The following is a 24,014-nucleotide window of genomic DNA, read 5'->3' as shown; positions in this document are numbered from 1 at the left end:
CCGTGCGGACCGGCGTGTCGGGAGATAGCACGGGATAGCAACCGCCCGAACGCCATTGGTCACTGCAGGATTGGCCGCAGTTGCAGCGGTTGCGTGGGAAGACGAAATATTGTCGGAATCCAGTGCGCGCACATGCTGGGAGTGACATGCGAGGCGATGACATCCGGGCAGCCCGGAAGGCCCGGGGCTGGTCGATACCGCTACTCGTCGCTGCGTTGCATGAAGCCGCCGAGCGCGTGGGCATCCATCTGATGACCCCGAGAAGCCTTCAGGTCGCGGTTTCGCGGTGGGAGAACAACCACACCAAGCCGGATGAGATGCACTCCCGGCTCCTGGCCAAGGTGCTGCATCTCCCGTACGCCGGTGACCCGCTCAATGAGGGGCGCGAATATCCACGCGAGGCCGTGTCGGCTATCACCCTGCTCGACTCGTTGGCCGGAAGCGACGCCGACAACGATCCAGCCCTAGCCACTGCAGGTTTGATCACTAGCACGGGCGCGTCCAGGGTGGTGACAGGCTACTTGTTCGCGCAGTCTCCCGCGCTGGAGATCGTAGGTGGGGAAGTGCGTGGAGCTGTTGTGGCCGAACGCATCCGCGGCACGGCGGCATCGATGATGTCGATGGACTTCCAGAAAGGCGGAGGGCACGTCCGGCGGCAACTGCTGACGTTCTTCCGCGACCAGGTGGTGCCCCAACTGCACGCCGTGCACCCCGAAGCGGTGCGACGTGAAATCTTTTCCGCCGCCGCCGAAGTCGCTCAGCTGCTGGGCTGGAGCGCGTACGACGCGGGCCGTCACCCGGCCGCTGTCCGCTACTTCGTGCAGGGCCTGAAACTGGCCGAAGAAGCCGGTGACCACCTCATGGGCGCCCGGCTCCTGGCGAACCTGTCCCACCAGGCGAATTTCGTGGGCCAGTACGACGAAGCCGTGATGTACGCCCGGGCCGCGCAATCGGCCCTACGTGGCCGCGGCACACCATCGGTCGAAACCATGTGCGTGATGATGGAAGCCCGAGGCTTGTCCAGTCTCACCGACCAGAAAGGGGCGGCCGCGGCGATACATCGAGCTGATCAGCTCTTCGAGCGCCGCGGTGACGACGAACCGACCTGGATCAGCTACTACGACCCCGCCGAGCTCGCGGGAGACACCGCGCACTGCTTCCGCGACCTGCAGCTTGCGCCGCAAACCATGATGTTCATCGGCGAGGCCCTCACCGACGCCACACCGCCCCGGACCCGAGCATTCATCCAAGCCGTTGCGGGGGACGCAGCGCTGATCGCCGGCGACCTGGAGGAAGCGGGCGCACTTGCCGCGGCCGCCGTCATCAACGGCGACGGGCTGCGTTCAGCGCGCTACTTGGGTTATTTGAGCAACTTCTACAAGCGGCTTCCGCCAGGCGGCGCGCGTCATCCTGCGCTGTCGGAGTTCGTCGACCTCATGCACGTGCACTACCCGGCGATCGTGGCTGCTCGGTGACGTTCAGAACCCTTGCCACGGCTCGGTCAAAACACCCGTGCGGATGGTGCGGATCCGCTTCGCGTATTCCGCGCTGATGCTGGGGGAGTGGTCGACATTCTGTGCCAGCCAGGTGATCATCTTCAGCTGCATCACCGCCTGGAGCACGGGGAAGCCGCTCCAGGCGGCGATGTCGTAGCCATAAGCGTCGGCGAAGGCCGCGTAGTCACGCTCGGCGAGCATGCCCATACTCGTCTCGGCCGCCGTCTTGGCGAGATCCCACTCGGCGAACCCGTACGCGAACGCCTCCAGATCGATCAACACCGCCCGGTCCGGCTCGATCATGACGTTCTTCACGTGCGCGTCACCATGGATCGCCACCGCCGGCAACCGGAACTCCAGCCGCCCCAAATCCTGCTCGAGTTCGCGCACCCGATGCCGTAGGAAGTCCTTGTCCGAGTCAGGAATTGGGGCGGCATCCAACCGCGCCGGAACATGCCCGAACCCCTGCACCGCGGGCAGAGCAAGGTTTGTTGGCTGCTCGAGCTCGTGCAACTGCCGCAGCAAAGAACCCAGGACGCCGGCCTCGTCGATGTTGGCGGCTCGCCCAGAAATGAATCGCCAGAACGTGACCGGGTGTCCGTCCACCTGAATGGGCTGACGGTCACGAACGCCGTATATCTGGGCGGCTGGAAAACCCTGTGCCGCCAGCCAACCAGACACAGCGACCTCTTTCACGGCGTCATCCCAATGCCGCAAATCCCTGCCGATGCGCACCACCACCGGCGCCGACGACAGCCGGAACAGCATGTTCTCGCCGAGGCGTAGCAGCTCGGCGCCAGCGGGATCCAGGCCGACAGCGCGGCACGCCCGATCCAGCACAGCGTCGACCGTGTCAGGCAGGAAAACAGATGCCGATGAGCGAGCCACGTCGTCCAGGCTAGGGGGAAACCTGCCCGGTCGGTGCCTTAAGGCATTACCTGGTGGATCTTTACCGCGGTAAAGACGAGCCGGATCCAGGAGCACCAGGGGAGGGCTACACCAGCGGGGGAAGGCGCGGCCGCGGTTGTACTTCTGCTCGAATTCGGCGCATCCGACACCTGTCGGTGGACTCGAACCCCGAACCCGCTGATTAAGAGTCAGCTGCCCGCCGCTGGCATCCTGACTGCTGTTCGGAGCCTGTAGCCCTGGCCTGAATACGAGGTCGCCGTAGTGTCAGCCTCTGGCGCGCAACGGGATTGACCACAGCTCACGGCTGCCGTCGTCGGCTCGCGGCGAGACTTCTCCTCCCAAATTCGGCGGTTACTACCGGGACCCCCCTACCGAACTATGAACGGGCGCGACCGAGAATGGCATCGTGCCGATCATCATCGTCATCGATGCCAACATCCTGGTGTCCTCACCGCGTCTCCGGACCAGAGCTTGGCGCAACCTCATCGAACAGCGCTCGAACTGGGGCATCCGGTTCATCGTTCCCGAGGTAGCACTGATGGAAGCTGTCAAAAACGTCCGTGAGCTTTGGGAAGAAGAACTGCGGAAGGTGAAGAGGTTGAAGGTGGCCGAGTTCGGCCTGGACGTCGACAAACAGGCATGGATCGACACGATTCAAGCGAAAGTCGAGGACTACGAACAGGATCTCCGCGCCCTCCTCAACGAGATCGGCGCCGAGATCGTCGCGCCGCCCGCGGTCGATCACATGGACCTCGCCCGCAGGTCGGCCGCGGGTCGGGCGCCGTTCTCTGCCAAGGACAAGGACTGCTACCGCGACGCATTGATCTGGCACTCGGTACTGGAAACGGCACGACACAATCTGGACGACCAAGTCTGGTTCGTCAGCGACAACACCGACGACTTCGGTCCGGCCTCCAAGGACTGGAACGGCGAGGGGACCGGCGACAGAAAGGGCGGCCCGATCCTGTTCCACGACGACCTCACCGCAGACCTCATCAGCGCCAGCCTGCACGACCGGGTCCGCTACATCACGAACGTGCATAGCCTGGACCAGTTCCTCGCAGGCGAGTTCGCGCCCGTCAGCTCGGACGAGTTCCAGAACCTCATGGACGCTGCAACCCTCACCGCACGGTTCCAAGCTTCCGTAGTCGGCCAGCTGTTGCGACCACGCGATGCGGCGCTCAACCCAGACGCCGTTACCGCCATAGTCACCTTGGCCGACCCCGACAACGGTTTCTGGGAGTTCTTTAGCGCTGCCCAGCGGGGAAGCGATGGCTGGAGCGCCCGCTACACCGTCACAGCCATCGCCACCTACACCAGTAGCGACGATCTGGGGAAGCTGTCCATCGGGCACAAGAAGCTCATCTTCAGCGGCGACATCGCTGTCGCACCTGACAAATCCATAGCGGACTTTGTGATCGAGTCGGTGAACGCACTGCCAGACGATCCCAACCGTGCCCTGTGGCCCGACCCTGTCAGCGTGCGACAGATGACGCAGGAAGCCCTCGACTCCGCCGGAGGTGAAGAGTCGGTGCGGCAGGCCGCATCCGAGGTACTGCATGCGTCGGGCGCGTTCCGAGAGATCCAGAAGACCGCGACCGAAACGTTCCGTACGTCGGATGCAATGCGAGAGATCCAGAAAACTGCGGCCGAAACCTTCCGTACATCGGGTGCGTTCCAAGAAATCCAGAAAATCGCGAACGAAAGGCTACGAGCTACAGGAGGTGCGGAGAGCATCCGCGATATGGCCGATGAGGTTTGGCGACGGCAGCGCGATCTCGGTCTCTGAGCGCGCTGGACCGGCAGCGGTCTGTCTTCCAGTTCTCCCCGAGCGCGAGAAGTAGCATCTAACAACGGATTACATCAATCCGTTGATTTCCGCGCGGTTTCCGGGACCCCTGTCGCTGGAGCGAGAGTCATGAGACCACACGGTTCGCGGACCGTCGCCGGTACGCGCGTTGGCGGCAAGCGTTACTGCAGTAGCTCCGGGGCCGCCCGAGGTCTTCGAGTTCCGGGTTCGTCGGCGGCGGCAGCTCGCATGGGCATTCCGGGCAATTAGGCAGCCCGAGCGGTTCAGTCCATCCATGGTGATCACACCATGTGAGAGGTTCCTGCTCGGACTCGGCGGATGCCTGCAGGATTTGGACGAACTTCTTGAAGTCGTCGTCATCGTAGTCACCCCGGAAGGCGTAGCGGGATGGGTGGCGCAGTTTCGAAATGGTCTTCCCGAATCGGTTCCGGAGAGAATAGAGCGAGATCCCGTCCGTTATCGCTATGTAGCGCAACGATGTTCCGGAATAGACCCGCTTCAGCAGTGCAGAGTCGTCCGGGTTGAGGGATTCGATGGCCTCGGCGTACCGCTCGTAGTATCTCTGGGCTGCTACTCCGGCCAGAACATTGCGTTCTACCGGTGCCCGGTGGGCATAGTGTCGGCGGCTCATGCGGCTTCCTCACCGTGACTATCAGGTCCCTGCGCTGGCGGGGTGGTGTCTCCGTCGGCGGCGCCATCGTCTGGTTCGTTTCCGGACTTCGTGGGCCTGTGGAATCCGAAGGCGGCGGCGAATGCTTCGAAGATCCTAGGGATATCGTCGCGGTCGGCGCGGCACAGGGCAACGCCCGTCACGGCAGAGATCATGACGAGAAACATGAGGATCGGCCATATACCTGCGGCCGCGAACTCACGAATGACGGACAAGGGTGCCTCCAGGCATAAAAAAAGCCCTCGGCGGTCGCCGAGGGCTTGGGGGGGTCGGTAGGTGCTGGAAACGAAAAAACCCCAGCCGATGAATGGCTGAGGTTCCGAGGACGCAGCTGTCCCCTTCACCACTACGGTATCACGTCGATTCAACGGCGGTATGCCCCTGGGGGTCACCTTCTCCTGGCCTCGTAATGCCTGATCAGAGGATAATCCTTTGGGGCACACTTGAACTGCAGACTTTCGTAACGCTCACCGGTCAGCGGCAGTTCGTCGCACTTGCATCAGCCTCATGTGGGCCGGATCAGCGGCCCTCCTTGTCCAGAAGGATCCACGCGTTCGGCGTAATGAGTTGCGTGATGCCGCAAGCAAGCTCGGCACCGCCGCTGATATCAAACTGCACTACAAGGCACAGCTCCGTCAGCCGCGCCGACGCTGAACGACGACCTGAGCCGTCAACCACAAAGAAATCCAGTGTGGCTACGTCCGCTCATCTTTACCGCGGTAAAGATGAGCCGAATCCAGTGTCACAAGCCACCGTTCGGCGTGTCGTCCCTGCTTCTCCGTGCGCGTCGACGCTCGGACCCCGTATGCTGCGGCCAGTTCCGAAGTAGCCCGCGAGGGCGAAGCACACGGGAGATTTTTGAAATGGCATACGTGTATGTGCTGCTCAATCAGAAGGGCGGCGTCGGAAAGTCCACCCTCACAGTGAATCTGGCGGCGGTAACCGCGGATGTGATCAGCGACGCCAAGGACCCCGAGGCATCCTCAACCGTCGCGGCGGTGTCGATCGACAAGCAAGGTTCGGCGGTGTGGTGGGCCTCGCGGCTCGACAATCTGCCATTCCACATGGTCCAAGCCCACGACGACATCGAGGGCTTGCGCAAGCTGCGTGAACTCCCTGGCATCGATCACGTATTCGTCGACACGCCAGGCTGGCTGGATACCACCGACGACGACAGCAGCGGCGACCCGCTCGGCGAAGGCCCAGCTGCGGACGCCCTGCGGGCTGTGCTGGACGCCGCCGACCATGTGATCGTGCCGATCGAGCCGGAGCCGTTGTCGTTCGATCCCACCGCCCGCACCATTCAACGGATCGTCCAACCCCGCGGCCTGCGATACACGGTCGTACTCAACAACTGGGACCCGCGCGACGGCGAGGCCGACCGCGATCAGACCATCGAATTCATCCGCCGCAACGGCTGGAACCGAGCCAAAACCGTAGTCCGCCACTACAAACTGCACACCCGCGCATCCGCTGACGGTCGGCTCGTCACCGAGTATCCGCCCAACGGAACAGCTTTGAGGGCGCGTGAAGACTTTTTCAAGCTCGCTCTCGAATTGCGGGTGGCGTGATGGCACGCGGCACAACCCGAAACAGCCTCGCCGATCTGACCAACTCCATCGGCGAAAACTCACCCGTCGACGGCAAGGCAGTCGCCCCACGGTCCGCCGGATCGCCGACCACGGCGCCGCTGACCCAGCTGGTGGCCAACCCTCGCAATCCACGCCGCGATGTCGGCGACCTGTCCGACCTGGCGTCAATCAAAGACCGTCAACTCCAGTCAGCGCTCGTCGTTTCCCGTGCCGCGTACCTGAAGTTGTGGCCGGAGGACGAGGCCACGATCGATGATGCGCTGTGGGTGGTCATCAACGGATGCCGGCGCCTGGCGGCCGCACGCAAATACGGCCGAGACAAGCTCGACATCGTCGTCAAGAACGAAATCGCCAACGACCGGATCTCGCTTCTCACCGCCGCTATCGACGAGAACATCGGCCGCCGCGACTTCGACGTCATCGAGGAGGCCGAAGCCGTCGAGCGGCTCGTCGCCGAGTGCGGCCACGCCGGAGAGGCAGCCAAGCGACTCAACCGCACCGAAGGATGGGTGTCACAACGACGTGCACTGCTGAAACTCGCCCCTGAACTCCAAGAAGCGCTGCGCGGTGGTGAGCTCGCGGTCCGAGTCGCCCGCAGCCTTGCCCAAGTCCCTCGCGAGGAACAGGTCACTCGATGGCGTGCCGAACAAGAACGCGCCGAGAACAAAGAAGAGGCCGACCAGCCGAAGCCGACACCAAAGCTCCGGTCCGCCAGCGCACCACACATCACCAAGGCCCTTCGCCGGTTCGAGCCAGAACCGACAATCCTGGCCGAAGCACTACGCGACTACCTCGACCAAGGACAGCTCGCCCAACTCGTCGACGCGCTCCGCACCAGCTGAGTCAAACACCGTTGGTATTTGCTCAGGCAGGCGACAGGAGAAGTTCACGCCGTGCACCCTGATCGAGCTGATCAGGATTACTCGGCACGCCATACCCGATACAATTTCGGTATGGCGAAGAAGACGCGGAAAGTCACAGTCACCATCCCTGAGGACGTGGCCTCTACGTTGGAGCAGTGGCGCGAGGACGGGCGCATCAAGTCCGTCAGCGAGTACGTCACCGACCAACTGCAGGCCGGAATGGACCGCGCCGCCTCACTGCGCGCCGTCGAGACCGTCCACGGCGGCGCCAGCGGCCCGAAACGGCCCCCGCTGGAGTTCATCAACCGCGGCCGCGCGCTGCAAGGACTACCGCCGTTGACTGAAGACCAGGCCGACGCGATCAGCACCCAGGCCTGGGCTACCGCGCCCGAATCGCGGTCGGGCGCTGCGTGAACCGACCCGTTCCAGCGGTGTCCGGAATCGTGTTCGACACCGCCGCCGTACTCGGCTGGATCCACAACCACCCATACCCGCAAGGCATCTACTGGTCATTCGTCGAGCACGGCGGGACCGTCCTGGTGCCGGCCGCGGTGCTTGCCGCAGCCGAATCCACCGACCGCGACCGCGATGCCCTCGCCGTGCTGCTCGATGCCCCGCACACCATGATCTCGGTCTTAGACCGCGCCACGGCCGCCGACCTCGGCGCGCTGCTACGCCGCCGCGGCCACCAAGACAACGCGGACACCCTGATCAGCGCTGCCCACGCCGTCGCCGAGGCCACCACACGAGGCTGGTACATACTCACCGATCGCGCCGAACTGATGACCAGTCTGGACCCAGAGGTGCTGTTCGACAGCCTGCCGTGATCGATCCGGATGACGGCCGTTAGGGACCAAAGTCTCAGATCCATTGCAGTGGCAATGATTTCGCGCGCAAGCTGTCGGTAGTGTCGGGCAAGATCCCAGAATGGGATGGGGCTCAGGAATTCGTGGCTCGTCAGCGCCGAGAGGTGAAGCTGGGCAACGCCGATTGACGGCCATCCGCTACGGCCCAGCCGCCGCAGTGGTCATCGCCTGCGGTGTAGAAGCCGCCCTCGCCATCGGGCCGGCGGGCACCGCGCTGATGCATCTGCCCGCATTCATGGCGTGGTTGACCTGGTTTATCCCGCCGATGGTGTATCTCGCCGGGATAGCCCTCGTGTGGGAACGCCGGGCGCAACCACGGCTGTATCGCGCTGCCCGCCAAGGGCTTTTCGGCATGGGCGCTTGCATGGCCGTTGTGGCGTTCTGCACGTCGATCGAACGGTTTCCCAGCCTCTACCCGGCGGCGTTCGCGCGTGGCCTGGCAGCTGGCGCCGGCTTGGTCGTCCTCGCTGTGGTCTTCATACCTGGATCCCGTCGCGAGCACGCTTCTACTGTGGGCTGATGGCAACCGCAATCATCGAGATGGACGACGTTCTGTTCGCGCGGATACAGCAGGCAGCTGGGGAGAACTTCTCGGAATGGGTCTCCAAGGCGTGCCGGTCTCGGCTGCTGACCGACGCGGCCCGGGACGCGGCTGTCTGGGAGCGCGCACATCCCGCCGAGGCGGCCCGGGAGCGAGCCGAAGAAGCAGCCCGATCCCTGGAAACCGAAGCCGAACACGAGATCCAGTACCAGGCCGAGGAAGCGGCCCGCCGCGGCGGCGGCGACCAGGCCGAGCCGACCGCCGAGGAAATTGCCGAGGCCGAGCGGCGAGTACGCGTGCTCTTCGAGCGCGCCGACCGCCGACTTCGCGAGCAGGGAGGAGAAGGCGATCAATGAATTGGATCGTCCGAGTTACGGCCGTGGGCAAACCATCGCCGGGTACAACACGGGCTGAGCCCACACCAGACTCATCGGGAAACGTCCTGTCCGGGGCGACCGAGCCACCACTCACATCAGGAACTCCGGAAGCGCTCAGGTAGTAGACGAAAGGACGAGATTCACGCCATCGTGCGCGCGCAGTTGCACTGCCGGTTCGAAGGCATCGAGGACACGGATGGCGAACGCGGGGTCCATGACAGCGCGGGCCTCCTCCGCGGTCATCCAGCGAAGTTCGGCAGCTTCAGCGGTTGGGTGGGCTTGTCCGCGTAAAGCGGTGCAGCGGAAGACAAGAGCAACGATTCCGCGAGTGATGTTCTTGTAGACGCCGGTGAGTCGGTCGACCTGCACGGTCACGCCGGTCTCTTCGAAGACCTCGCGGCGAACGCCTTCCTCGAAGGACTCATCGAGTTCGAGGACCCCGCCGGGTGGCTCCCAATGACCGTTGTCCCGGCGCTGTATCACCAGGATCCGGTCGTGGTTGTCGATGACTATGCCGGCGACACTCACAGAGTGTTTCGGCGTGGCGGTCACTCGTTCTGCTCCCATCCGGCTTGCTGCGTCACGCTGAAGACGCAGGCTATTTCTAGCCTAGACTAGGTGGCCTAGACGTGTTGAGCAGCGGAAACCGGAAGGCAGTGCGATGTTGACCTTGAAAACGGTGGATCGATCGGATGATCGGCCACCGTTTCGTCAGATCGCGTCGATACTGCGGGATGCGATCCGATCGGGCGGAATAAACCCAGGGGACAGGCTGCCATCCGAAGCCGAACTGATGACGCACTTCGGTGTTGCTCGTATGACAGTCCGCCAGGCGGTGCAAGAGCTGCGGTCCGAGGGGCTTGTTCAGTCTGAGCATGGCCGTGGTGTGTTCGTGCGGCCACAAGCGCCCATTCGACGACTGGCGTCGGATCGATTCGCCCGGAAACATCGAGCTGGATCCGAGGGCAAGGCGGCGTTCACGGTCGAGGCGGAAAAGTCGGGGTTCGCCCCAGGTGTCGATCGGATTGTCGTTCGTCGTGAACAGGCGAATGATGTTGTGGCCGAACGGCTCCGACTGGGGCCGAAGCACGAGGTCGTGGTGCGCGAGAGGCGATATCTGGCGAACGGTCGACCGGTTGAGTTAGCGACCTCGTACATCCCGGCTGCGTTCGCCAGTGGGACCATGATCGAACAGGTCGATACCGGGCCCGGTGGAATCTATGCCCGGCTGGAGGAGGGCGGGCACGTCCTCTCACGGTTCATCGAAGAGGTGGGCGCCCGAATGCCGACTCCAGACGAACGGCGCGAGCTTGAGATCGGGACCAACGTTCCGGTAATTACGGTGGTTCGCACCGCATACGACGTGAACGATGTCGCCGTTGAAGTGTGCGACACGGTGAAAGTCTCCAGCGCCTACCTGCTGGAATACGAGTTCCCTGCCCGATAAGTGAGCCGCGTCGGTGGCCATCTGAACTAAGTCTAGGCCGATACTTACCTAGACGACTAGGTAAGTATCGGCCTAGACTGGCACTTGTCTAGAGGAGTTGGGCGCATTGCCCGCGCTCAAGTCGAACGTGAGTTTCGGCGGAAGGAAGACGCGATGGTCATCGCGATGAGCTGCTGCCAGAAGAACAAGCAGCACCGCAACTCTGCGTGGGGGCGGTCGAGTTTGCCAATGCCGAGCAACGGTTCGGTTGCCAACAGGGCGTTTGTGCTTGCTATGTCTTGCTATCTCCCGACACGCCGCGCGGCGGGACGACGGTGAAGCCATGACCGAAAGACGTTCTCCTGCATCGTCACAATCGCCGCACATCCGTAAGCCGACCCCGTTTGTCAACGCGTTCATGCTGATTGGCGTGCCAGGTGGGCTGGTGTTTCTGACCCACCCGTTGTGGCCGGCGGATCTGGCGTCCCGTGTCGGGGCTGTGGTGGTTCCGGTGCTGGTCGGGATGGCGTTCGTCGCGGCCGCGCTGCTGCTGGTTGCGGGGGCCATCGCCTTCGCTGTGGGGCGTGGAGCGCGGTGGCTGCGGTATCGGCTTCGGTGGGCCCGCGCGCTCGACGATGCCGGGCTGACCGTGGAGAAGAACCACCAGCTGCTGGTGCCGAAGCTGGCCTCGGTGACCTTGCGTCGCGCCGCCGATGTGGTGCGAGTCCGGATGCTGCCCGGCCAGGCCCCCACCGACTTCGCTGGACAGCTGCGTGGTTTGGCAGTGGCGTTCGGCGCGGCCACATGCAATTTGCGGCTGGTCGATCACCGACCCGCCCTGATCGAACTGGTATTCACCCGCACCGCGGCCGCCGACAACATGGCCACGGTCACGCCACTGTTTGGAGGTGCGGCGTGATCGAGCTCGGATTCGTCGCTTTTGTCTTGATCTTCGCTCTCAGTTTCCTGGTCATCGCCACAGCCGCGTTCGCGTTCGGCCCGGCCGGAGTCTTCGCGGTGATGGCCGCTGTTGGTTCGGTCGTCGTGCTGGTTGCGGCGTCGAAGGTGTCCAAGCGCACCCAGGCCGCGCGGGCCGCGGCCGCCAACCAAGCCGCATGGGACAACTGGCTCGACAGCTTCCCGCATTCGGTGCGGCATGTGGTGCGCAGGCTGACCGATCCGTGGTCGGCGGTCACGTTGTGGTCGGCGATCGGGATGGGTACCGAGCCGAACCCGACGCGTGGAGAGCCCGGATCCTGGCCGGTGCTGGAACCGTCGTATGGGTCCTACCCTCCGGATGAAGGCATCTGGCCGGTACCGGTCGGCGCCCGTGTCCGTTTGCGGATGCTGCCCGGCCACGCCCCCAAGCAGTACGCGGCGAAGCTCGAGGAGCTGACCGTCGCGCTGGATGTGGACGCAGTGCGCGTTGTGGAGCACAAGGGGCAGTTGATCTGCCTGGACGTGCGCACCCGCGACCCCCTCGAGAACGCGATCCCGGTGCCGGTCCCGGTGGAGCCGGTCGACCTGACCAAGCTGAATCCCGGTCTGCGTGATGACGGCGATTTCTGGCTGGTGCCGCTGCTGGAACGCAACTGGCTCGGCGTCGGCGTCCCTGGTGCCGGAAAGTCCGGATTCGTGCACAGCGCGTTGGTCGCGACCGCCCCGGCCGCCCGCGACGGCCTGGTCGTCAACATCATGCTGGACTTCAAGTTCGGCATCGAGGCAGCCAAGGCGAAGGGCTTGCTGCACTACGCCGCGACCAGCGAGAAAGCTGGCGCGAAAGTGCTGCGCTGGCTGCGCTACGAGGTGGTGGAGAAGCGCGGCCGCGACATGGAACGCCGCGGCGTCGACAAGCACACTCCCACCCCGGACGCGCCGATGTATCACCTGATCGTCGACGAGCTGGCCGAGCTGCTCGACAACCCCGAGACCCGCAAAGAGTTCCTGCGGCTGCTGATCTCGATCATGCGGCTCGGCCGCGCGATCGGCGTCTCGGTGTCGGCTTACACCCAGCTCGGCAACAAAGCGATCCTCGGCATGCTGCGGGACTTGTTCCAGATCCGCGTCGGCATGCGCATGGCATCGCCTGAGCAGGTGGTCATGACTTACGGCGACCATCACGCCATCGAGCGCGGCGCGGCGAACACCTCCATCCCTGACCGCGACAGCCAAGGCATGGCCTACGTCGTCGATGAGGGCAGCAGCCAGATCGTGCGGGTCCGCGCCTACTACGTCACCCCCGCGGATCTCGACCGGTTCGCGCGCATGTACCCGCCGTTCGACCACCGGATCGCCGAGCAGGTGGAGAACTACACCGGTGGCGCTGCCGCTGCCGAAGAGGACGGCATCGGCAGTGGCCGCGCGGCCGAGGTGCTGCCGATGACTACCCGCAAGCGCACCTCCCCAGCCCTCCCGGATGGCGATCTTCCCGCCTCGATCCTCGCCTTCCACGGTCCCTCCAACGGCAAGAACGCCGACAACGAGAGCGCTGAGGCGGCCGAGGACGGCATGAGCGAGGACGACGCCATCTCCAAGGCCTTCGCTGAGGCCGATGCGCTGTCCGACGCGATCGGTAACGAGCTCGACGTCGCCACTGCGGATGACGAGGACAGCGCCTAAATAACTTCTAGACTGCAAGACTGCTAACAGTCTAGAATTCTGTTTGTTCCGTTTCATCGAAAGGAATCACCCTGATGACCACCACCCTCAGCCCCGCCGAGATGCCGTTCACCGTGCTGATCGACGAAATCGGGTCCGCGATCGACGCGCTGGAGGCATCCTTGGACGCCTCCCCGAACGCCGACGCAATCGCTGCGCAGCTGCGTGAGGAGTTCGCGATTCTGTTGCCCCGCGGTCGGTGGTGGCGCAAGCTCTCGCTGCGCCTGGCCGAGCCCGAAGGCCGCGGCCCCAGCATCTTCCGTGACCGTCAGAGCGCGGAGAACGAGATGTTCGACGTGACCGCCATGGCCCGCGGTGTGTTCGGGGTCCGCCGCCGCGACTACCGGCTGCGGCTGATGGTGCGCAACGTGCGCATCAGCGACACCGGCACCACCACAAGCCCGTGGCGCCCGGCCAACGTGCTCGCCGACACCACTTCGGCCCGGTGATCACGATGACGCTGCTGCACCCGTTTCGAGGCACCACCGCCGACGACGAGATGGCTGCTCTGCGTACTCAGATCCGCCGCCGCGCCCGCCGCGTGCGCACCCGCCAGGACATGGTCGCCTTGGTCGACGACATGATCGACGCCCTCGGCGCAGTGCTCGTCGCGGACACACCGCCCGATGCCCTGCCCGCCACCGGCCCGATCCAGGGCCCGGAGGAGGTGGACTCGCGCTGGTCCTGCACCGATCCGGGGCCCCTCACCGCAGACGAAGCACGCGAAGTCCTCGACGAGCACTTCGACTGTGTGCCCGATCGGGCGCTCTGCCGCATCAAACACACCGCGCTGGAAGTGCTGACCGCCGCCGACGTCCGCACCCCAGACGGCTGCCGCGTCCCGTGAATGGCGAAGGGACCAGCCCGCTGATACCGGGCTGGTCCCTTCCACCTCAGATTACGGAAGGAATCCGATGCCAAACACCACCACCCGCACCGAAGCCGCGCTCGGCACCGAAATCGCGGCGGTGGCCCGCCGCGCCGCGGACATGCTCACCGGCCTGGAAGACCCCGAGTCGCTCTACCAGCTCGTCATTGACCTGGCCGACCACGCCGACCGCCTCGGGACGGCGCTGCTCGACTCCGGCGAGCACCCGCTCAACGCCGCCGCGCTGGTCGACAGCGTGCGGACCCAGACCCCGGAGAACCTGCACCACCTGCTCGGCGCTCCGATCCACCGGGACTGGGGTGATGACCTGTGAGCACCAAAGACGTCGAGGGCACGGTCTATCTGCTGCATTTCGAGCGCCCGTACCGTCACGCCCGCCACTACACCGGCTGGACCACCGATCTCGACGCCCGTCTCGCCGAGCACCGCGCCGGTCGCGGCGCGCGCCTGCTCGCCGTGATCGGCCAGGCCGGAATCGCCTGGACGCTGGCCCGCACCTGGGACGGGACCCGCCGCCGCGAACGCCAGCTCAAGATCACCGGCGGCGCGGCGCGGCGGTGCCCGCTGTGCGGGATCAGCCCGCGCGCCCGCTCCGCGGCAAAGGCGGGTGGGCAGCAGTGATGACCACCGCCTACACCCGCGCTGACCGCGCCACTCTCTCCGACGCGGCCGCCACCGACCTGGCCGCCTGGGCCAACCACCTCACCGAAGTCCTCGCCCAGGTCGGCAGCACACCGGCCACCGCGAATCTGGTGTGCAGTTCCGACACCGGTGACCGCCTCTACAGCTCGCTGACCGAGCTCGCCGACCTCGGCGGCTCGATCGACCTGGACCGTCTCCACGCCGCGCTGCCGGTCCTGCTGCGACCGCTCCTTGGCGCACCCGACGCCGGATTCCCCCGCCTGACCGACCTGATCGCGGCCGCGCTCGAGCTGATCGCCCGCGCGGAGGCCGCGCACGCCATCACCGTCACCATCACCGGCGCCGATCACGACCCGACCGCGCGCGCCATCGACTCCCACCTGCAGTTCTCGGGCAGCGTGCTGCGTCAAGCCCTCACGATGCTCGATCCGACTACCACCCCGTCCGGAGGTATCCGATGACCACCACCGTCGTTCCCGAGTGGCAGGAACGTCTGCGCGCGGACCTCGCCCGGGTCCAGGCGTTCGCGGCTCAGCTCACCGCGGCCGCCGCCACCGACGACCTGACCATCGAGCAGCTGCACGCCGCACAGGACCGCATGGATGTCATCCGCGCCGAATGGGAACACGCACCCTCGGCGGCGGCGCGGCACATGTGGGCACACCTCGAATCCGGTGGCGGTGCCCGATGAACATCGCCATCTTCGAATCCGACGAACCGGCAGACGCTGACACACGGCTGCAGGACCACATCGAGCCCCACGACGCCGAGCAGACCGCTCGCGAGTTGCCGGATATCGCGGCCGCCGATCTGGGGCAGCTGGGTTCCGCAGTGCTCACCATGCTTGGGCGCATCAGCCACCTCGGCCACGCCCTCGAAGCGGCCGAGCACGCGAAAACCATTCTCCAACAAGTGATTCTGTCGCTGGAAGGCATGGAGGACCAGGAGATCGACGACGACGGCGAAGGCCTGCGCCGGTTCCTGATGCAGGCCCGCGAGCAATTGCCGCCCGGGCTGCGCCCGCACCTGGATGTCGAGGCCGAGGACCTCGAACTCGGACCGCGCTGGCTTGCTGACGCATTCACCTCGGCGGCGGATCTGCTGGGCCTGGCCGAGTCCGTCGCCGGGATCCATTACCGCACCCACCACGACCCGCAGCGCGCCGCGCGAATCAGCGGCGCCCTGGCAGCCGCCCGCGTGGCCGTCACCACCGCGACCGACCTCAACACCGCCCCAACCGAGGAGGAGATGTGAAACGAAAGTTCAAGAGCACCACCGGGATCGACGTCGATGATCCCTGGCTGCTGAGCGCGACGGTGGCGACCCGCACCGGTGTGCTCGGTCGGCTGCGGCCACGCCCACGCACGGTCACCATCGCCGCGAACTGTCCTCGCTGCCTGCCTGTGGGTTCACCCCGAAGCACTCCACGGCTGTGGGGATGGGTCAACCCGTGCGGGCACCGCGACGACCCGGCCGCCGTCCTCATCGAGGCCGACGGACTGGCCCGGGCCCGCGAGATCGCGGCTATCCGGATATCGCTTCCGCCGAAGCCCGCGCTCAGGTCCAGGCCTCCAGCTCCCATCGATCCGCCCGGTTTCTGCTGCGGTGCGCCGATGGCGAAGATCCCCGGCCGCGACGCCGATATCGAGATCGGCATCGAGCACTTGGCCCACTGCCACGAATGCGGCCACTACGAGCCGTGGGAAGCCGACACCGATTCGGAACTCTCCGATGGCTAGCCGCCTGACCGGAACCGTATTCGATCGCCGCGAGAGGGAGGAAAACCCGATGACCAGCAACAACACTCACCCCGCGCACCAGCTGCTCATGGAGCCGGTGCCCGCATCGGCCGGCCGCGAGTTGTGTGTCGGATCGTGCTCATGCCAGCAGATGACCCCGACCCCGCCGTGGGAGGACGACGCCGTCCGCCAAGCCCACCAGCTGCACGTCGAACTGGTGCAGGTCACCGTCGACCAGCTGCACGCTAAGAACGGAGGCCAAGCCCGATGACCTGGCTGCGCAGCTTCCGCAAACGACGCTGGATCCGGCGCGAGGCCGATATCGCGCGCACCGAGCCCGACACCATGGCTCGGCACGCCCAGACCGAAGAGGTCGAGCCCGGATCACTGCAGACGGTAACCCTGCGCGACCGCATCGGCGGCCCATGGTGGGCGCTGGGTCTTTACGGGCCGGTGCTCACCGTCGACATCGGCACACACTGCCCGCGCTGCGGCGAACCCCGCGGACTCCCGCAATGGCGCGGCCGCGTGCAGACCTGGACCAACCCATGTGGGCATCTCGACCGGCCCGCCGCGCTGATCGACGAGGCATCCGAGCTGCTGCTCGGCGCCCGCGTCGACGCCCAGATCCAGCGAATCCACAACCGCAGCAACCTTATTGCCGCCCGATCCGCTGCGCAGACGCGCGCCGCTCGGGCAGCTCGAGCCAAGGGATACACCCATGCCTGACACCACCGCAGTTCTCGACCGCCAAGCCGCCGCTGTCGTCGTCGAGTTGCCTGCCGCCGATCGAGAAGACCGCACTGTCTATATCGCGGCCATCCCGATCACCGAGATGTTCGTCGACCACACCTATCAGCGCGACCTCGACGTGGCCCGAGCCAAACGTATGGCCAAGAGCTGGGATCCGCGTCTGGTCGGCGTCGTCGATGTAGCCGACCGCGGGCCCCACAACCCTGAAGGCCGCTATGCACTGATCAACGGACAGCACCGGTGGGCCGCGGCGGGCCTGCGCGACCCGTACCTGGTGCTGGTCGCCAACGTCCACACCGGTCTCTCGGTCACCCAAGAAGCGATCCTGTTTCACGAAATCGACTCCAAGACCAAGAATCTGAGCACTTGGGATCGGTGGCGCTCCCGCCGCGCTGCCGGGGAGATCGCGGTCCTGGATGTCGAGAGCACCGTCGCCGACGCCGGATTCGTGATCGCCATGGCCCCCAAGGACGGCAACATCCGCTGCGTTCACACCCTCGAGCGGGTGCACCGCCTGGGCGGTGTCCAGCTGCTCGCCGACACCTTGCAGATCATCGTCGACGTGTGGGGGCGGCGCCTGGAGTCCGTGGACGCCCCGATCGTGTTCGGGCTGGCACTGATCCTGCATACCTACGGCGCCAAGGTCGACCACAGCCGCCTCTACGACGTGCTCATCGAGATGGTGCCCCGCCAGGTCAAAGCCCGAGCCCAGGCACTGCGAGAAACCGAAAAGGGCGAGATCGGCACGCTCGCCGCGCGATACATGCTCACCACCTACAACAACTGCTTCAGCCCCAAACTCGACCGTTCCCACCTCGCCCGCAAGTCCTGACGCCCGCACCCGGAGAACGGGAGAACCTCATGTCGAACACCGTGAGCGATCAGGCCGTGAACCTCGAAATCGTGTCCCGCATGCCGTGGCTGCTGGCCGAAGAGGAATCGATCTGGTCCATCACCGGCAGCTACGGCGGTGACAACGGCGCATTCAAGGACTGCTTGGCCATGGTGCTGCCCTTCGGCACCACCGACGGACATCGGCTGTTCGTGCTGATCCACCCCAACCAGCACACCAACCCCACCTTCGCGTTCCGATTCATCACCCCGGACCGGATCTCCCGCGCCCGCCGCCTGGTGCTCGTCGACGCCGACGACCCGAAGACCGCCCACTTCGCCGACGAGCAGGACCTGGTCGACCGCGCCCACATATGACCCCACGGAAGAAAAGGAAGAAAAGGAGAAAAAATGCCGAACACCGAGGACCGAGGAAGGAGATGCTCATGAAGCGCGGAACCGACATCTTGTGCGCGAATCCGAACTGCCTGGCGCCGATGGATGAGGTCGACACCGACGCCGGCCCGCAGATGGTATGCGCCGACTGCGGTCGCCGTGAAAGCGCCGCCGACAGTGCCGTGATCTACCAGCTCGGCGATCTTCGTCGTCTGCGGCGGCGAGCATCATGACCACCGTCCTGGAACCACCCGCGATTGCGTCCGCCGCAACCGCGGAATTCATCGACGCCCTGGTCGCCGAACTCGCCGACCGTACCGCCGATGTCGCCGGTGCCGCACTGACCTTGATAGATATCGCCGAGAGCGGCCACCTGATCAGGTTGATATCCGCGGCCGATGCCTTGCGTTCGGAGTTGGGCATCCTGATCGGCTCACTCGGTCCGGCCGCCCGTGCCGGACTCACCGTCGACCCGGCCGCCGTCGCGCCCGCGCTGCAGGCACGGCTCACCACCACCATCTGGATCGCCGACCTGGATAGGACTCAGCTGCCATGACCAAGACCATCTATCCCACCTTCGAAGGACCGACCGGCGCACAGTACGGCGGACCAGCGCCACAGCCATTGGTCGCCACCGTGCGATTCGAATCCGCACCGTCGCACCGCCAGGGGATCTCCGCCACCACAACGGCGGCCGCTGTCGCTATCGGCATCGCAACCGGATTCGCGGCGGGATTCGTTCTCGGCTGGCAAGCGCTGTGACCAGCAATTTTTGGAATCAACACGTCAACAATCACGAAAGCTAGACTGTTAACAGTCTAGCCTGCTAGGCTGGTGAAATCACCACGAGGACGCAGCGGGAACCGAACATCTGATACATGCCCGGTTCCCGCTCCGACTCTCCAACGACGGAAGGGCACCCCCGATGCAGGACACCACCGCCGACCTCACCCCCGCCATCACCGAACGCGCCAACCAGCTCGTCGACGCCGTGCTCGCCCTGGCCCTCGGCAACACCCCCGGCCCGGCGATGTTCACCGCGATGCGCGACCACGCCGAGGACGCCACCACGGCCGCGCCCGCGCTGCACGAACTGCTCGAGATCCAGACCCAAGGTGGCCGCGGCGCACTCGAGGACGGCTACACCCCCGCCGATCCCGCCGCCGTCGCCCGCGCCCTGCGCACCCACATCCTGACCCGGATCGCCGAGAAGACCGGCCTCGCCCTCACCGCAGCGGCCTGAGGCACAACCTCCACGAACCCCGGTGTCGCCCGGCTGCACAAGTCGGGCGACACCGGACACCACTCGCTGCGCCGGAAAGGGCAAAACACGATGAGCGAGAACATTCCCATGTCGGACAACATCATTGCTGCCACGCTCGACGCGGTCGCTGACCTGGATCCGTGCCTGCTCGCCGACCCGCACACGCGGGTGCTGATCGAGTTGGGCGCACAGTTCATCACCGAGGTGACCGATCGCTACGGATCACCGGCCGCCCCGCGCTGGGCCTCGGGAACCGTCGAGTCCGACGTACTGATGTGCTACCACAACGGCGGCACGGACGGGCACACCAGCGCTGGCCCGCTCGGAGCCGGGGTGCCGCGCGGCGTTCTGCAACTCGCCCAGGCGGTCAACTCTGCGGCCGGACGGGAGGTGATCGGTCCGATGCTGCGTGCGGCCACGTTCACCGCGGCCTGCGCACACGATCACACCCAGCTGTGCGGGCGGTCCCTGCTGCCGGAGGGGCAAGGCCCCGACCGAGGCGACGAGCGGACCTCCGCCGAAACCGCCCGCACCCGCTGCCTGGACGCGGGAGTCCCGACCGATGTAGCGGACCTGGTCCACGCCGCGGTCATGGCGACAGCGTTCAATCCCGAAACCAAGGTCCAGAACGTGGGTTACGACGCGTACCCAGATCGAGTGGTGCTCGCTCAGGAGGTGACCGCCGCCGCCGATTTGCTCAGCCTGGCCAGCCGTCGCGGCCCGCTGTCCTCGCTGGAGATGGTGTGCGAGTCGCTGTGCCTGCATCAGCGTGGCCGCCTGGTCCAGCAGCAGCTGCCCGCCGCCACCACGATCAACAACCCGGCCTGGCTGCTGGACTGCATCGACGTCGACCCCGAGCTGCACGCCGCGTTCACCGACGCGGTGGTCGGACAGGCGAAGTTCTTCGCCGGCCACCGCTACAGCGATCGGGCTATCCGCCAGGCGTGTGGCGCCAGCGTCGACGACCTGTTCGACGGCCGGCAGGCCAACGCCGAGCTGCTGGAGATCTTCGTCGGCCTGCTCCATGACGGACACAGTCCCCGCGAGCTGTGGAACTGCGCTCGAGATATGGCCGGATACTGATGCGCGACAAGGAAGTTCGCCCCAGCGCCTTGCTGGAGGACATGATCCGCGCCCACCAGGAACATCCTCGGCGGGAGATGGTCTACCTGGACCGAGCTCCGGAACCCCCGCAGGTCGAACACATCGTGGATTACTGGGATTCGGTGATCGCGTGCCTGCTGCTGTGGGCGCCGCGACGGTTCCGGCGCGTCCCGCAAGCCCTGTGCGGTGAGCTGATGTGGGCAGATCCGAACTGGCCCGAACTCCCGCCGTACCCGCAAACGCCGTACTGCCCGGCCTGCCTGGAGGTCGACGGCCGCGACTCCGACACCATCGCCGCCACCGTCAAACGCATTCGCGGCTTCCGGATCTGACCGAACCGAAAGGAAAACACCTGATGACGACCGAAAACACCACCCCAGAGCAGGAACTCACGGCGGACAAGGCATTGCGGCAGGCGCTGGAATCGCTCACCACTGCCGCCCGGCTCGCGACCACCAGCAGCGGCGAACGCGCATCACGTGTGATGGGCGAGCAGTTCGACCGCGCATTCATGGCCGTAGAAACGCTGATCGAGTTGCGCGCCGGGGAACGCGCCCGCACCGCCGCTCGATTCGGAACCACCGGGCCGACGATCTCGGCTGTCCGCTTGGCCGCTGACGTGGTGGCGCTGGCTGAACACGACGGCGAATTGCACGTCCTTCTCATCGAGCGTGGGAAGCCGCCCTTCCAGGGGCGGTGGGCAATCCCCGGTGGGCACGTCGACCCCGGCGAAGATTTCGAGGACGCCGCCCGCCGGGAGCTGCGCGAGGAAACCGGTCTTCTCGCTGCTGTGCTCGAACAGGTAGGTGTTTACAGCGCACCCGGCCGCGACCCTCGGGGCCGGTACGTCAGCGCCGCCTATGTCGCCCTGCTCGATCACATGCCCACACCCACGGCTGGTGACGACGCGCGCGCGGCTCGCTGGCTCCCGGTGGCGCATATCCTCGGCCAGCCCGATCAGCTGGCGTTCGATCACGCGCAGATCCTCGCTGACGCCGTGGCACACGTCCGCCGACATGACACTCATACCGTGACCACGGTGGTCGGCGGCCGCGCCCACGTCCAAGAGGTCGTCGGGTTGCGCTTCGATATGGGCTGACTCACACCCGCCGCCCGTCTGGGGGTACTACGGCACAACGCGTCGATCTCCGTCATGACCTTGCGCGCCTGCGCGCAGATAACGGCCCATCTGCTCGAAATCGCAGGTGGGCTGTTGCCGTAAGTAGGGTCTACGCCGATTGTCCGCCGGGCCCGGTACGGAATGCCACGGTGCGGGGGCTGATGGGCCCGCACAGTGACACCCCGGGTTTAGGCAGGCTCGGCGACTCAGGCTCTTTAGGCTTGAGCAGGTGTCCGACACCTCTTCTGGCGCAGCGAAGCCCACGCGTCGACGTACCAAAAGCTCGAGCATGAAGACCATGTTTCCGGGCTACTTCCCTCCGAGCAGTGTTGCCTTGCGCCGATTCGTCGTAGACGGTCTTGTGGTACTCGATACGAACGCTCTATTGGATGTGTACCGATTCACCGACACGACCCGCGCGCAGTATCTGCAAGTACTGGGCCTCCTGGGGAATCGTCTGTGGATACCGCACCAGACAGGTCACGAGTTCTTCGAGCGCCGAACCACTGTCATCCGCCAGCGGCACGACGTCAGAGACAACCTGGAGCGCGACTTTGCCAATGTCCTTGACGTAGCAGTGGCTGCGATCGCCCAATTCGCTAGGCGCCGCGGTCTCGGGGATGAGTCTGTTCAGCCGATCGCCGAGCACCTAGCTGGCGCGTTGATAAAGGTTCTCGCTGAGCTGGACGAAACGGCTGATACCGGTGCCGTGATCGATCCTGACGCTCATCCCGATTCAGATCCGATCCTGCAGGAGGTGCTGCTGCTGCTGGAGGAGAAGATCGGTGATCCGTTCGAGGTGAGCATCTTGGCTGGCCTTCAGAGAATCGGCCAGCAGCGCCTCACTGCGAATATTCCGCCGGGCTACCGCGATTCCAGTAAGGGAGGCGATCGTTCGATCGGCGACTTCCTGGTGTGGGAGCAGACCATGCGTGAAGCAGAGAAGCGCAAGATGCCGGTCCTCATGATCACCAACGAGCAGAAGCCGGACTGGGTGCGCGAGGACGGTGTGCATATCGGCCCGCGGTCAGAACTGGTCAAAGAGATGCGGGATCGGGCGGATCAGGATTTCCACCTCGTCGACGCGCGAACCTTCCTGACCCTCGCGCAAGAGCACCTTGCTGCAGAAGTCAGCGAAGCTTCAGTCGACGAAGCTTCTCGGTTGGGCCGCATCTCCGAGCAGCCTGAACAGGTAAAGGACGCCGTCGTGGCAGCTCCGGCGGCGCGAGCATATGCGCGCGCCTTCTCTCCCGAGGTCACGGGCACGATCGACACTCGTTGGGTCGATGGGCTCTACTCCGATCAGGCCGCTGGAATCATGCAAGCAACCCAACAGATCTATGGGAATGCGCTCAAGGGCTGGAATCCCGCTGCCTCTCTTGACTCCGCGCTCAAGGACTTGAATCCGACCGCGCGCCTGGATGCCGCGCTCAAGGACTTCAATCCAACTGCGCGCCTGGATGCCGCACTCAAGAACTTGAATCCATTTGCTGGCCTTCGGGATTCCACGCTCAAGAACTTGAATCCCACATATCAGGCGGCCCTCGCCGCAGCGAACGCTCAAGATCGCCAAGGTGTGTCGAAGCACACCGCTGAGGAAAGTGACGCAGCCAAGGCGAAGGCTCCGAGTGCCAAGAAGTCCACGCCAGTAAAGAAGTCCACACGCGGCCAAAGCGCCAAGAAGACAGCGTCGGACTCGGATTCTCTTGACGAGTAGCGCCTGGCTGGATTCCGCCAGAGCAAACAGGCGCTCAAGTTCTCGCCCTTCGCTGACGGGCGGCGCGGATTTCTTGTCGGCGAGTAGGGCGTACGCCTGCCTTGTCTCAGTGCAGACGTGCCCAAGCGATCTGCGCACCATCTCGATCGACTGAGAGCAGACGATAAGACTCTGCGACGGTACCCGAGTCCCCCGGGCGCCGGAATGACAATTCAATCTCGCACCGGACTTGCGTTGGGCGGCAACGCCGTTCGCTGCCACAGCCGGGTGGACGGCCCGGAATAGGCTCTGACCTGCGGGTGGGTAGTCGACATCGACTCTGAAGCCGTGTCATTATATGCGAACATATGT

34 protein-coding genes are annotated in these 24,014 nt (G+C 65.2%); 32 read left to right on the top strand and 2 right to left on the bottom strand.

What is annotated here, in order from left to right:
* Positions 1-146 precede the first annotated feature (146 nt).
* Entirely contained in the window at positions 147-1,475 is a 1,329-nt protein-coding gene (locus ACWEO2_RS40070; RefSeq protein ID WP_452410148.1) for a helix-turn-helix domain-containing protein, read from the top strand.
* Between the two features lie 3 nt (positions 1,476-1,478).
* Here ACWEO2_RS40070 and ACWEO2_RS40065 read toward each other — a convergent pair whose 3' ends face one another.
* A complete protein-coding gene (locus ACWEO2_RS40065) occupies positions 1,479-2,336 on the bottom strand; it encodes a phosphotransferase enzyme family protein (RefSeq protein WP_452410147.1) in 858 nt (285 codons plus the stop codon).
* A 475-nt stretch (positions 2,337-2,811) separates the two neighbouring features.
* Between ACWEO2_RS40065 and ACWEO2_RS40060 the strand changes: the two genes are divergently transcribed.
* The 8 genes from ACWEO2_RS40060 to ACWEO2_RS40025 all read left to right on the top strand — a co-directional run bounded on the left by ACWEO2_RS40060 (position 2,812) and on the right by ACWEO2_RS40025 (position 9,103).
* Positions 2,812-4,194, top strand: coding sequence for a PIN domain-containing protein (locus ACWEO2_RS40060; RefSeq protein ID WP_452410146.1), 1,383 nt, complete (start codon positions 2,812-2,814; stop codon positions 4,192-4,194).
* 1,198 nt (positions 4,195-5,392) lie between these two features.
* A complete protein-coding gene (locus ACWEO2_RS40055) occupies positions 5,393-5,539 on the top strand; it encodes a hypothetical protein (protein ID WP_452410145.1) in 147 nt (48 codons plus the stop codon).
* A 209-nt stretch (positions 5,540-5,748) separates the two neighbouring features.
* Positions 5,749-6,456, top strand: a complete 708-nt coding sequence (locus tag ACWEO2_RS40050; protein ID WP_452410153.1) for a nucleotide-binding protein — start codon at positions 5,749-5,751, stop codon at positions 6,454-6,456.
* Entirely contained in the window at positions 6,456-7,319 is an 864-nt protein-coding gene (locus tag ACWEO2_RS40045; protein WP_452410144.1) for a ParB/RepB/Spo0J family partition protein, read from the top strand. The genes ACWEO2_RS40050 and ACWEO2_RS40045 overlap by 1 nt, the downstream gene beginning before the upstream one ends.
* Before the next feature lie 111 nt (positions 7,320-7,430).
* Positions 7,431-7,754 carry a hypothetical protein gene (locus ACWEO2_RS40040; protein ID WP_452410143.1) on the top strand — a complete coding sequence of 108 codons (324 nt, stop codon included), beginning with the start codon at positions 7,431-7,433 and terminating at the stop codon, positions 7,752-7,754.
* Between the two features lie 17 nt (positions 7,755-7,771).
* On the top strand, positions 7,772-8,167 hold the full coding sequence (locus ACWEO2_RS40035) for a hypothetical protein (RefSeq protein WP_452410142.1): 396 nt from the start codon (positions 7,772-7,774) through the stop codon (positions 8,165-8,167).
* A gap of 163 nt (positions 8,168-8,330) precedes the next feature.
* Positions 8,331-8,726 carry a hypothetical protein gene (locus ACWEO2_RS40030; protein WP_452410141.1) on the top strand — a complete coding sequence of 132 codons (396 nt, stop codon included), beginning with the start codon at positions 8,331-8,333 and terminating at the stop codon, positions 8,724-8,726.
* Positions 8,726-9,103: a hypothetical protein gene (locus ACWEO2_RS40025; RefSeq protein ID WP_452410140.1), complete on the top strand. Its 378-nt coding sequence runs from the start codon at positions 8,726-8,728 to the stop codon at positions 9,101-9,103. Before ACWEO2_RS40030 ends, ACWEO2_RS40025 begins: the two co-directional genes overlap by 1 nt.
* 135 nt (positions 9,104-9,238) lie before the next feature.
* Here ACWEO2_RS40025 and ACWEO2_RS40020 read toward each other — a convergent pair whose 3' ends face one another.
* Complete coding sequence (locus ACWEO2_RS40020) at positions 9,239-9,676, bottom strand: NUDIX hydrolase (RefSeq protein ID WP_452410139.1); 438 nt, start codon at positions 9,674-9,676, stop codon at positions 9,239-9,241.
* Between the two features lie 109 nt (positions 9,677-9,785).
* Here ACWEO2_RS40020 and ACWEO2_RS40015 point away from each other — a divergent pair, with 109 nt between their 5' ends.
* From ACWEO2_RS40015 to ACWEO2_RS39905, 23 genes are all read left to right on the top strand, one after another.
* Entirely contained in the window at positions 9,786-10,571 is a 786-nt protein-coding gene (locus ACWEO2_RS40015) for a GntR family transcriptional regulator (protein WP_452410138.1), read from the top strand.
* A 424-nt stretch (positions 10,572-10,995) separates the two neighbouring features.
* Positions 10,996-11,469: a hypothetical protein gene (locus tag ACWEO2_RS40010; protein ID WP_452410137.1), complete on the top strand. Its 474-nt coding sequence runs from the start codon at positions 10,996-10,998 to the stop codon at positions 11,467-11,469.
* Positions 11,466-13,169: an FtsK/SpoIIIE domain-containing protein gene (locus tag ACWEO2_RS40005; RefSeq protein ID WP_452410136.1), complete on the top strand. Its 1,704-nt coding sequence runs from the start codon at positions 11,466-11,468 to the stop codon at positions 13,167-13,169. The genes ACWEO2_RS40010 and ACWEO2_RS40005 overlap by 4 nt, the downstream gene beginning before the upstream one ends.
* A gap of 74 nt (positions 13,170-13,243) precedes the next feature.
* Positions 13,244-13,657, top strand: coding sequence for a hypothetical protein (locus ACWEO2_RS40000; RefSeq protein ID WP_452410135.1), 414 nt, complete (start codon positions 13,244-13,246; stop codon positions 13,655-13,657).
* Between the two features lie 5 nt (positions 13,658-13,662).
* Positions 13,663-14,055: a hypothetical protein gene (locus ACWEO2_RS39995; RefSeq protein ID WP_452410134.1), complete on the top strand. Its 393-nt coding sequence runs from the start codon at positions 13,663-13,665 to the stop codon at positions 14,053-14,055.
* 67 nt (positions 14,056-14,122) lie between these two features.
* Entirely contained in the window at positions 14,123-14,410 is a 288-nt protein-coding gene (locus ACWEO2_RS39990) for a hypothetical protein (protein ID WP_452410133.1), read from the top strand.
* The gene (locus tag ACWEO2_RS39985; RefSeq protein ID WP_452410132.1) at positions 14,407-14,718 is read left to right on the top strand and encodes a hypothetical protein; all 312 of its coding nucleotides are present in this window, start codon (positions 14,407-14,409) and stop codon (positions 14,716-14,718) included. The genes ACWEO2_RS39990 and ACWEO2_RS39985 overlap by 4 nt, the downstream gene beginning before the upstream one ends.
* Entirely contained in the window at positions 14,718-15,200 is a 483-nt protein-coding gene (locus ACWEO2_RS39980) for a hypothetical protein (protein WP_452410131.1), read from the top strand. The genes ACWEO2_RS39985 and ACWEO2_RS39980 overlap by 1 nt, the downstream gene beginning before the upstream one ends.
* Positions 15,197-15,430 carry a hypothetical protein gene (locus ACWEO2_RS39975; RefSeq protein ID WP_452410130.1) on the top strand — a complete coding sequence of 78 codons (234 nt, stop codon included), beginning with the start codon at positions 15,197-15,199 and terminating at the stop codon, positions 15,428-15,430. The genes ACWEO2_RS39980 and ACWEO2_RS39975 overlap by 4 nt, the downstream gene beginning before the upstream one ends.
* Complete coding sequence (locus tag ACWEO2_RS39970; RefSeq protein ID WP_452410129.1) at positions 15,427-15,993, top strand: hypothetical protein; 567 nt, start codon at positions 15,427-15,429, stop codon at positions 15,991-15,993. The genes ACWEO2_RS39975 and ACWEO2_RS39970 overlap by 4 nt, the downstream gene beginning before the upstream one ends.
* A complete protein-coding gene (locus ACWEO2_RS39965) occupies positions 15,990-16,478 on the top strand; it encodes a hypothetical protein (protein ID WP_452410128.1) in 489 nt (162 codons plus the stop codon). Before ACWEO2_RS39970 ends, ACWEO2_RS39965 begins: the two co-directional genes overlap by 4 nt.
* 49 nt (positions 16,479-16,527) lie before the next feature.
* Positions 16,528-16,749: a hypothetical protein gene (locus ACWEO2_RS39960; protein ID WP_452410127.1), complete on the top strand. Its 222-nt coding sequence runs from the start codon at positions 16,528-16,530 to the stop codon at positions 16,747-16,749.
* Complete coding sequence (locus tag ACWEO2_RS39955; protein WP_452410126.1) at positions 16,746-17,207, top strand: hypothetical protein; 462 nt, start codon at positions 16,746-16,748, stop codon at positions 17,205-17,207. The genes ACWEO2_RS39960 and ACWEO2_RS39955 overlap by 4 nt, the downstream gene beginning before the upstream one ends.
* On the top strand, positions 17,200-18,063 hold the full coding sequence (locus ACWEO2_RS39950; protein ID WP_452410125.1) for a DUF6551 family protein: 864 nt from the start codon (positions 17,200-17,202) through the stop codon (positions 18,061-18,063). The genes ACWEO2_RS39955 and ACWEO2_RS39950 overlap by 8 nt, the downstream gene beginning before the upstream one ends.
* A 29-nt stretch (positions 18,064-18,092) precedes the next feature.
* Positions 18,093-18,440 (top strand): hypothetical protein, encoded by a 348-nt coding sequence (locus ACWEO2_RS39945; RefSeq protein WP_452410124.1) that lies wholly within the window; start codon positions 18,093-18,095, stop codon positions 18,438-18,440.
* A 68-nt stretch (positions 18,441-18,508) separates the two neighbouring features.
* Entirely contained in the window at positions 18,509-18,691 is a 183-nt protein-coding gene (locus tag ACWEO2_RS39940; RefSeq protein WP_452410123.1) for a hypothetical protein, read from the top strand.
* Positions 18,688-19,014 (top strand): hypothetical protein, encoded by a 327-nt coding sequence (locus tag ACWEO2_RS39935; RefSeq protein ID WP_452410122.1) that lies wholly within the window; start codon positions 18,688-18,690, stop codon positions 19,012-19,014. The genes ACWEO2_RS39940 and ACWEO2_RS39935 overlap by 4 nt, the downstream gene beginning before the upstream one ends.
* Entirely contained in the window at positions 19,011-19,220 is a 210-nt protein-coding gene (locus ACWEO2_RS39930) for a hypothetical protein (protein ID WP_452410121.1), read from the top strand. The genes ACWEO2_RS39935 and ACWEO2_RS39930 overlap by 4 nt, the downstream gene beginning before the upstream one ends.
* 163 nt (positions 19,221-19,383) lie before the next feature.
* Positions 19,384-19,701, top strand: a complete 318-nt coding sequence (locus ACWEO2_RS39925; protein ID WP_452410120.1) for a hypothetical protein — start codon at positions 19,384-19,386, stop codon at positions 19,699-19,701.
* A 90-nt stretch (positions 19,702-19,791) separates the two neighbouring features.
* Positions 19,792-20,805: a hypothetical protein gene (locus ACWEO2_RS39920; RefSeq protein ID WP_452410119.1), complete on the top strand. Its 1,014-nt coding sequence runs from the start codon at positions 19,792-19,794 to the stop codon at positions 20,803-20,805.
* Positions 20,805-21,158, top strand: coding sequence for a hypothetical protein (locus tag ACWEO2_RS39915; protein WP_452410118.1), 354 nt, complete (start codon positions 20,805-20,807; stop codon positions 21,156-21,158). Before ACWEO2_RS39920 ends, ACWEO2_RS39915 begins: the two co-directional genes overlap by 1 nt.
* A gap of 23 nt (positions 21,159-21,181) precedes the next feature.
* Positions 21,182-21,925 carry an NUDIX domain-containing protein gene (locus tag ACWEO2_RS39910; protein WP_452410117.1) on the top strand — a complete coding sequence of 248 codons (744 nt, stop codon included), beginning with the start codon at positions 21,182-21,184 and terminating at the stop codon, positions 21,923-21,925.
* Between the two features lie 250 nt (positions 21,926-22,175).
* Positions 22,176-23,663: a PIN-like domain-containing protein gene (locus ACWEO2_RS39905; protein ID WP_452410116.1), complete on the top strand. Its 1,488-nt coding sequence runs from the start codon at positions 22,176-22,178 to the stop codon at positions 23,661-23,663.
* Positions 23,664-24,014 lie beyond the last annotated feature (351 nt).

The organism is Nocardia sp. NPDC004278 (assembly GCF_053602975.1).
Note: the sequence above shows the minus strand (reverse complement) of the source record. Positions and strands in the feature narration are given on the sequence as shown.

What these genes read in the sequence shown, in the direction of transcription:
- ACWEO2_RS40070 (WP_452410148.1), top strand. Translation starts at nt 147, where the DNA reads ATGCGAGGCGATGACATCCGGGCAGCCCGGAAGGCCCGGGGCTGGTCG.
- ACWEO2_RS40055 (WP_452410145.1), top strand. Translation starts at nt 5,393, where the DNA reads ATGTGGGCCGGATCAGCGGCCCTCCTTGTCCAGAAGGATCCACGCGTT.
- ACWEO2_RS40050 (WP_452410153.1), top strand. Translation starts at nt 5,749, where the DNA reads ATGGCATACGTGTATGTGCTGCTCAATCAGAAGGGCGGCGTCGGAAAG.
- ACWEO2_RS40045 (WP_452410144.1), top strand. Translation starts at nt 6,456, where the DNA reads ATGGCACGCGGCACAACCCGAAACAGCCTCGCCGATCTGACCAACTCC.
- ACWEO2_RS40040 (WP_452410143.1), top strand. Translation starts at nt 7,431, where the DNA reads ATGGCGAAGAAGACGCGGAAAGTCACAGTCACCATCCCTGAGGACGTG.
- ACWEO2_RS40025 (WP_452410140.1), top strand. Translation starts at nt 8,726, where the DNA reads ATGGCAACCGCAATCATCGAGATGGACGACGTTCTGTTCGCGCGGATA.
- ACWEO2_RS40015 (WP_452410138.1), top strand. Translation starts at nt 9,786, where the DNA reads ATGTTGACCTTGAAAACGGTGGATCGATCGGATGATCGGCCACCGTTT.
- ACWEO2_RS40000 (WP_452410135.1), top strand. Translation starts at nt 13,244, where the DNA reads ATGACCACCACCCTCAGCCCCGCCGAGATGCCGTTCACCGTGCTGATC.
- ACWEO2_RS39995 (WP_452410134.1), top strand. Translation starts at nt 13,663, where the DNA reads ATGACGCTGCTGCACCCGTTTCGAGGCACCACCGCCGACGACGAGATG.
- ACWEO2_RS39990 (WP_452410133.1), top strand. Translation starts at nt 14,123, where the DNA reads ATGCCAAACACCACCACCCGCACCGAAGCCGCGCTCGGCACCGAAATC.
- ACWEO2_RS39980 (WP_452410131.1), top strand. Translation starts at nt 14,718, where the DNA reads ATGACCACCGCCTACACCCGCGCTGACCGCGCCACTCTCTCCGACGCG.
- ACWEO2_RS39975 (WP_452410130.1), top strand. Translation starts at nt 15,197, where the DNA reads ATGACCACCACCGTCGTTCCCGAGTGGCAGGAACGTCTGCGCGCGGAC.
- ACWEO2_RS39970 (WP_452410129.1), top strand. Translation starts at nt 15,427, where the DNA reads ATGAACATCGCCATCTTCGAATCCGACGAACCGGCAGACGCTGACACA.
- ACWEO2_RS39960 (WP_452410127.1), top strand. Translation starts at nt 16,528, where the DNA reads ATGACCAGCAACAACACTCACCCCGCGCACCAGCTGCTCATGGAGCCG.
- ACWEO2_RS39955 (WP_452410126.1), top strand. Translation starts at nt 16,746, where the DNA reads ATGACCTGGCTGCGCAGCTTCCGCAAACGACGCTGGATCCGGCGCGAG.
- ACWEO2_RS39950 (WP_452410125.1), top strand. Translation starts at nt 17,200, where the DNA reads ATGCCTGACACCACCGCAGTTCTCGACCGCCAAGCCGCCGCTGTCGTC.
- ACWEO2_RS39945 (WP_452410124.1), top strand. Translation starts at nt 18,093, where the DNA reads ATGTCGAACACCGTGAGCGATCAGGCCGTGAACCTCGAAATCGTGTCC.
- ACWEO2_RS39940 (WP_452410123.1), top strand. Translation starts at nt 18,509, where the DNA reads ATGAAGCGCGGAACCGACATCTTGTGCGCGAATCCGAACTGCCTGGCG.
- ACWEO2_RS39935 (WP_452410122.1), top strand. Translation starts at nt 18,688, where the DNA reads ATGACCACCGTCCTGGAACCACCCGCGATTGCGTCCGCCGCAACCGCG.
- ACWEO2_RS39930 (WP_452410121.1), top strand. Translation starts at nt 19,011, where the DNA reads ATGACCAAGACCATCTATCCCACCTTCGAAGGACCGACCGGCGCACAG.
- ACWEO2_RS39925 (WP_452410120.1), top strand. Translation starts at nt 19,384, where the DNA reads ATGCAGGACACCACCGCCGACCTCACCCCCGCCATCACCGAACGCGCC.
- ACWEO2_RS39920 (WP_452410119.1), top strand. Translation starts at nt 19,792, where the DNA reads ATGAGCGAGAACATTCCCATGTCGGACAACATCATTGCTGCCACGCTC.
- ACWEO2_RS39915 (WP_452410118.1), top strand. Translation starts at nt 20,805, where the DNA reads ATGCGCGACAAGGAAGTTCGCCCCAGCGCCTTGCTGGAGGACATGATC.
- ACWEO2_RS39910 (WP_452410117.1), top strand. Translation starts at nt 21,182, where the DNA reads ATGACGACCGAAAACACCACCCCAGAGCAGGAACTCACGGCGGACAAG.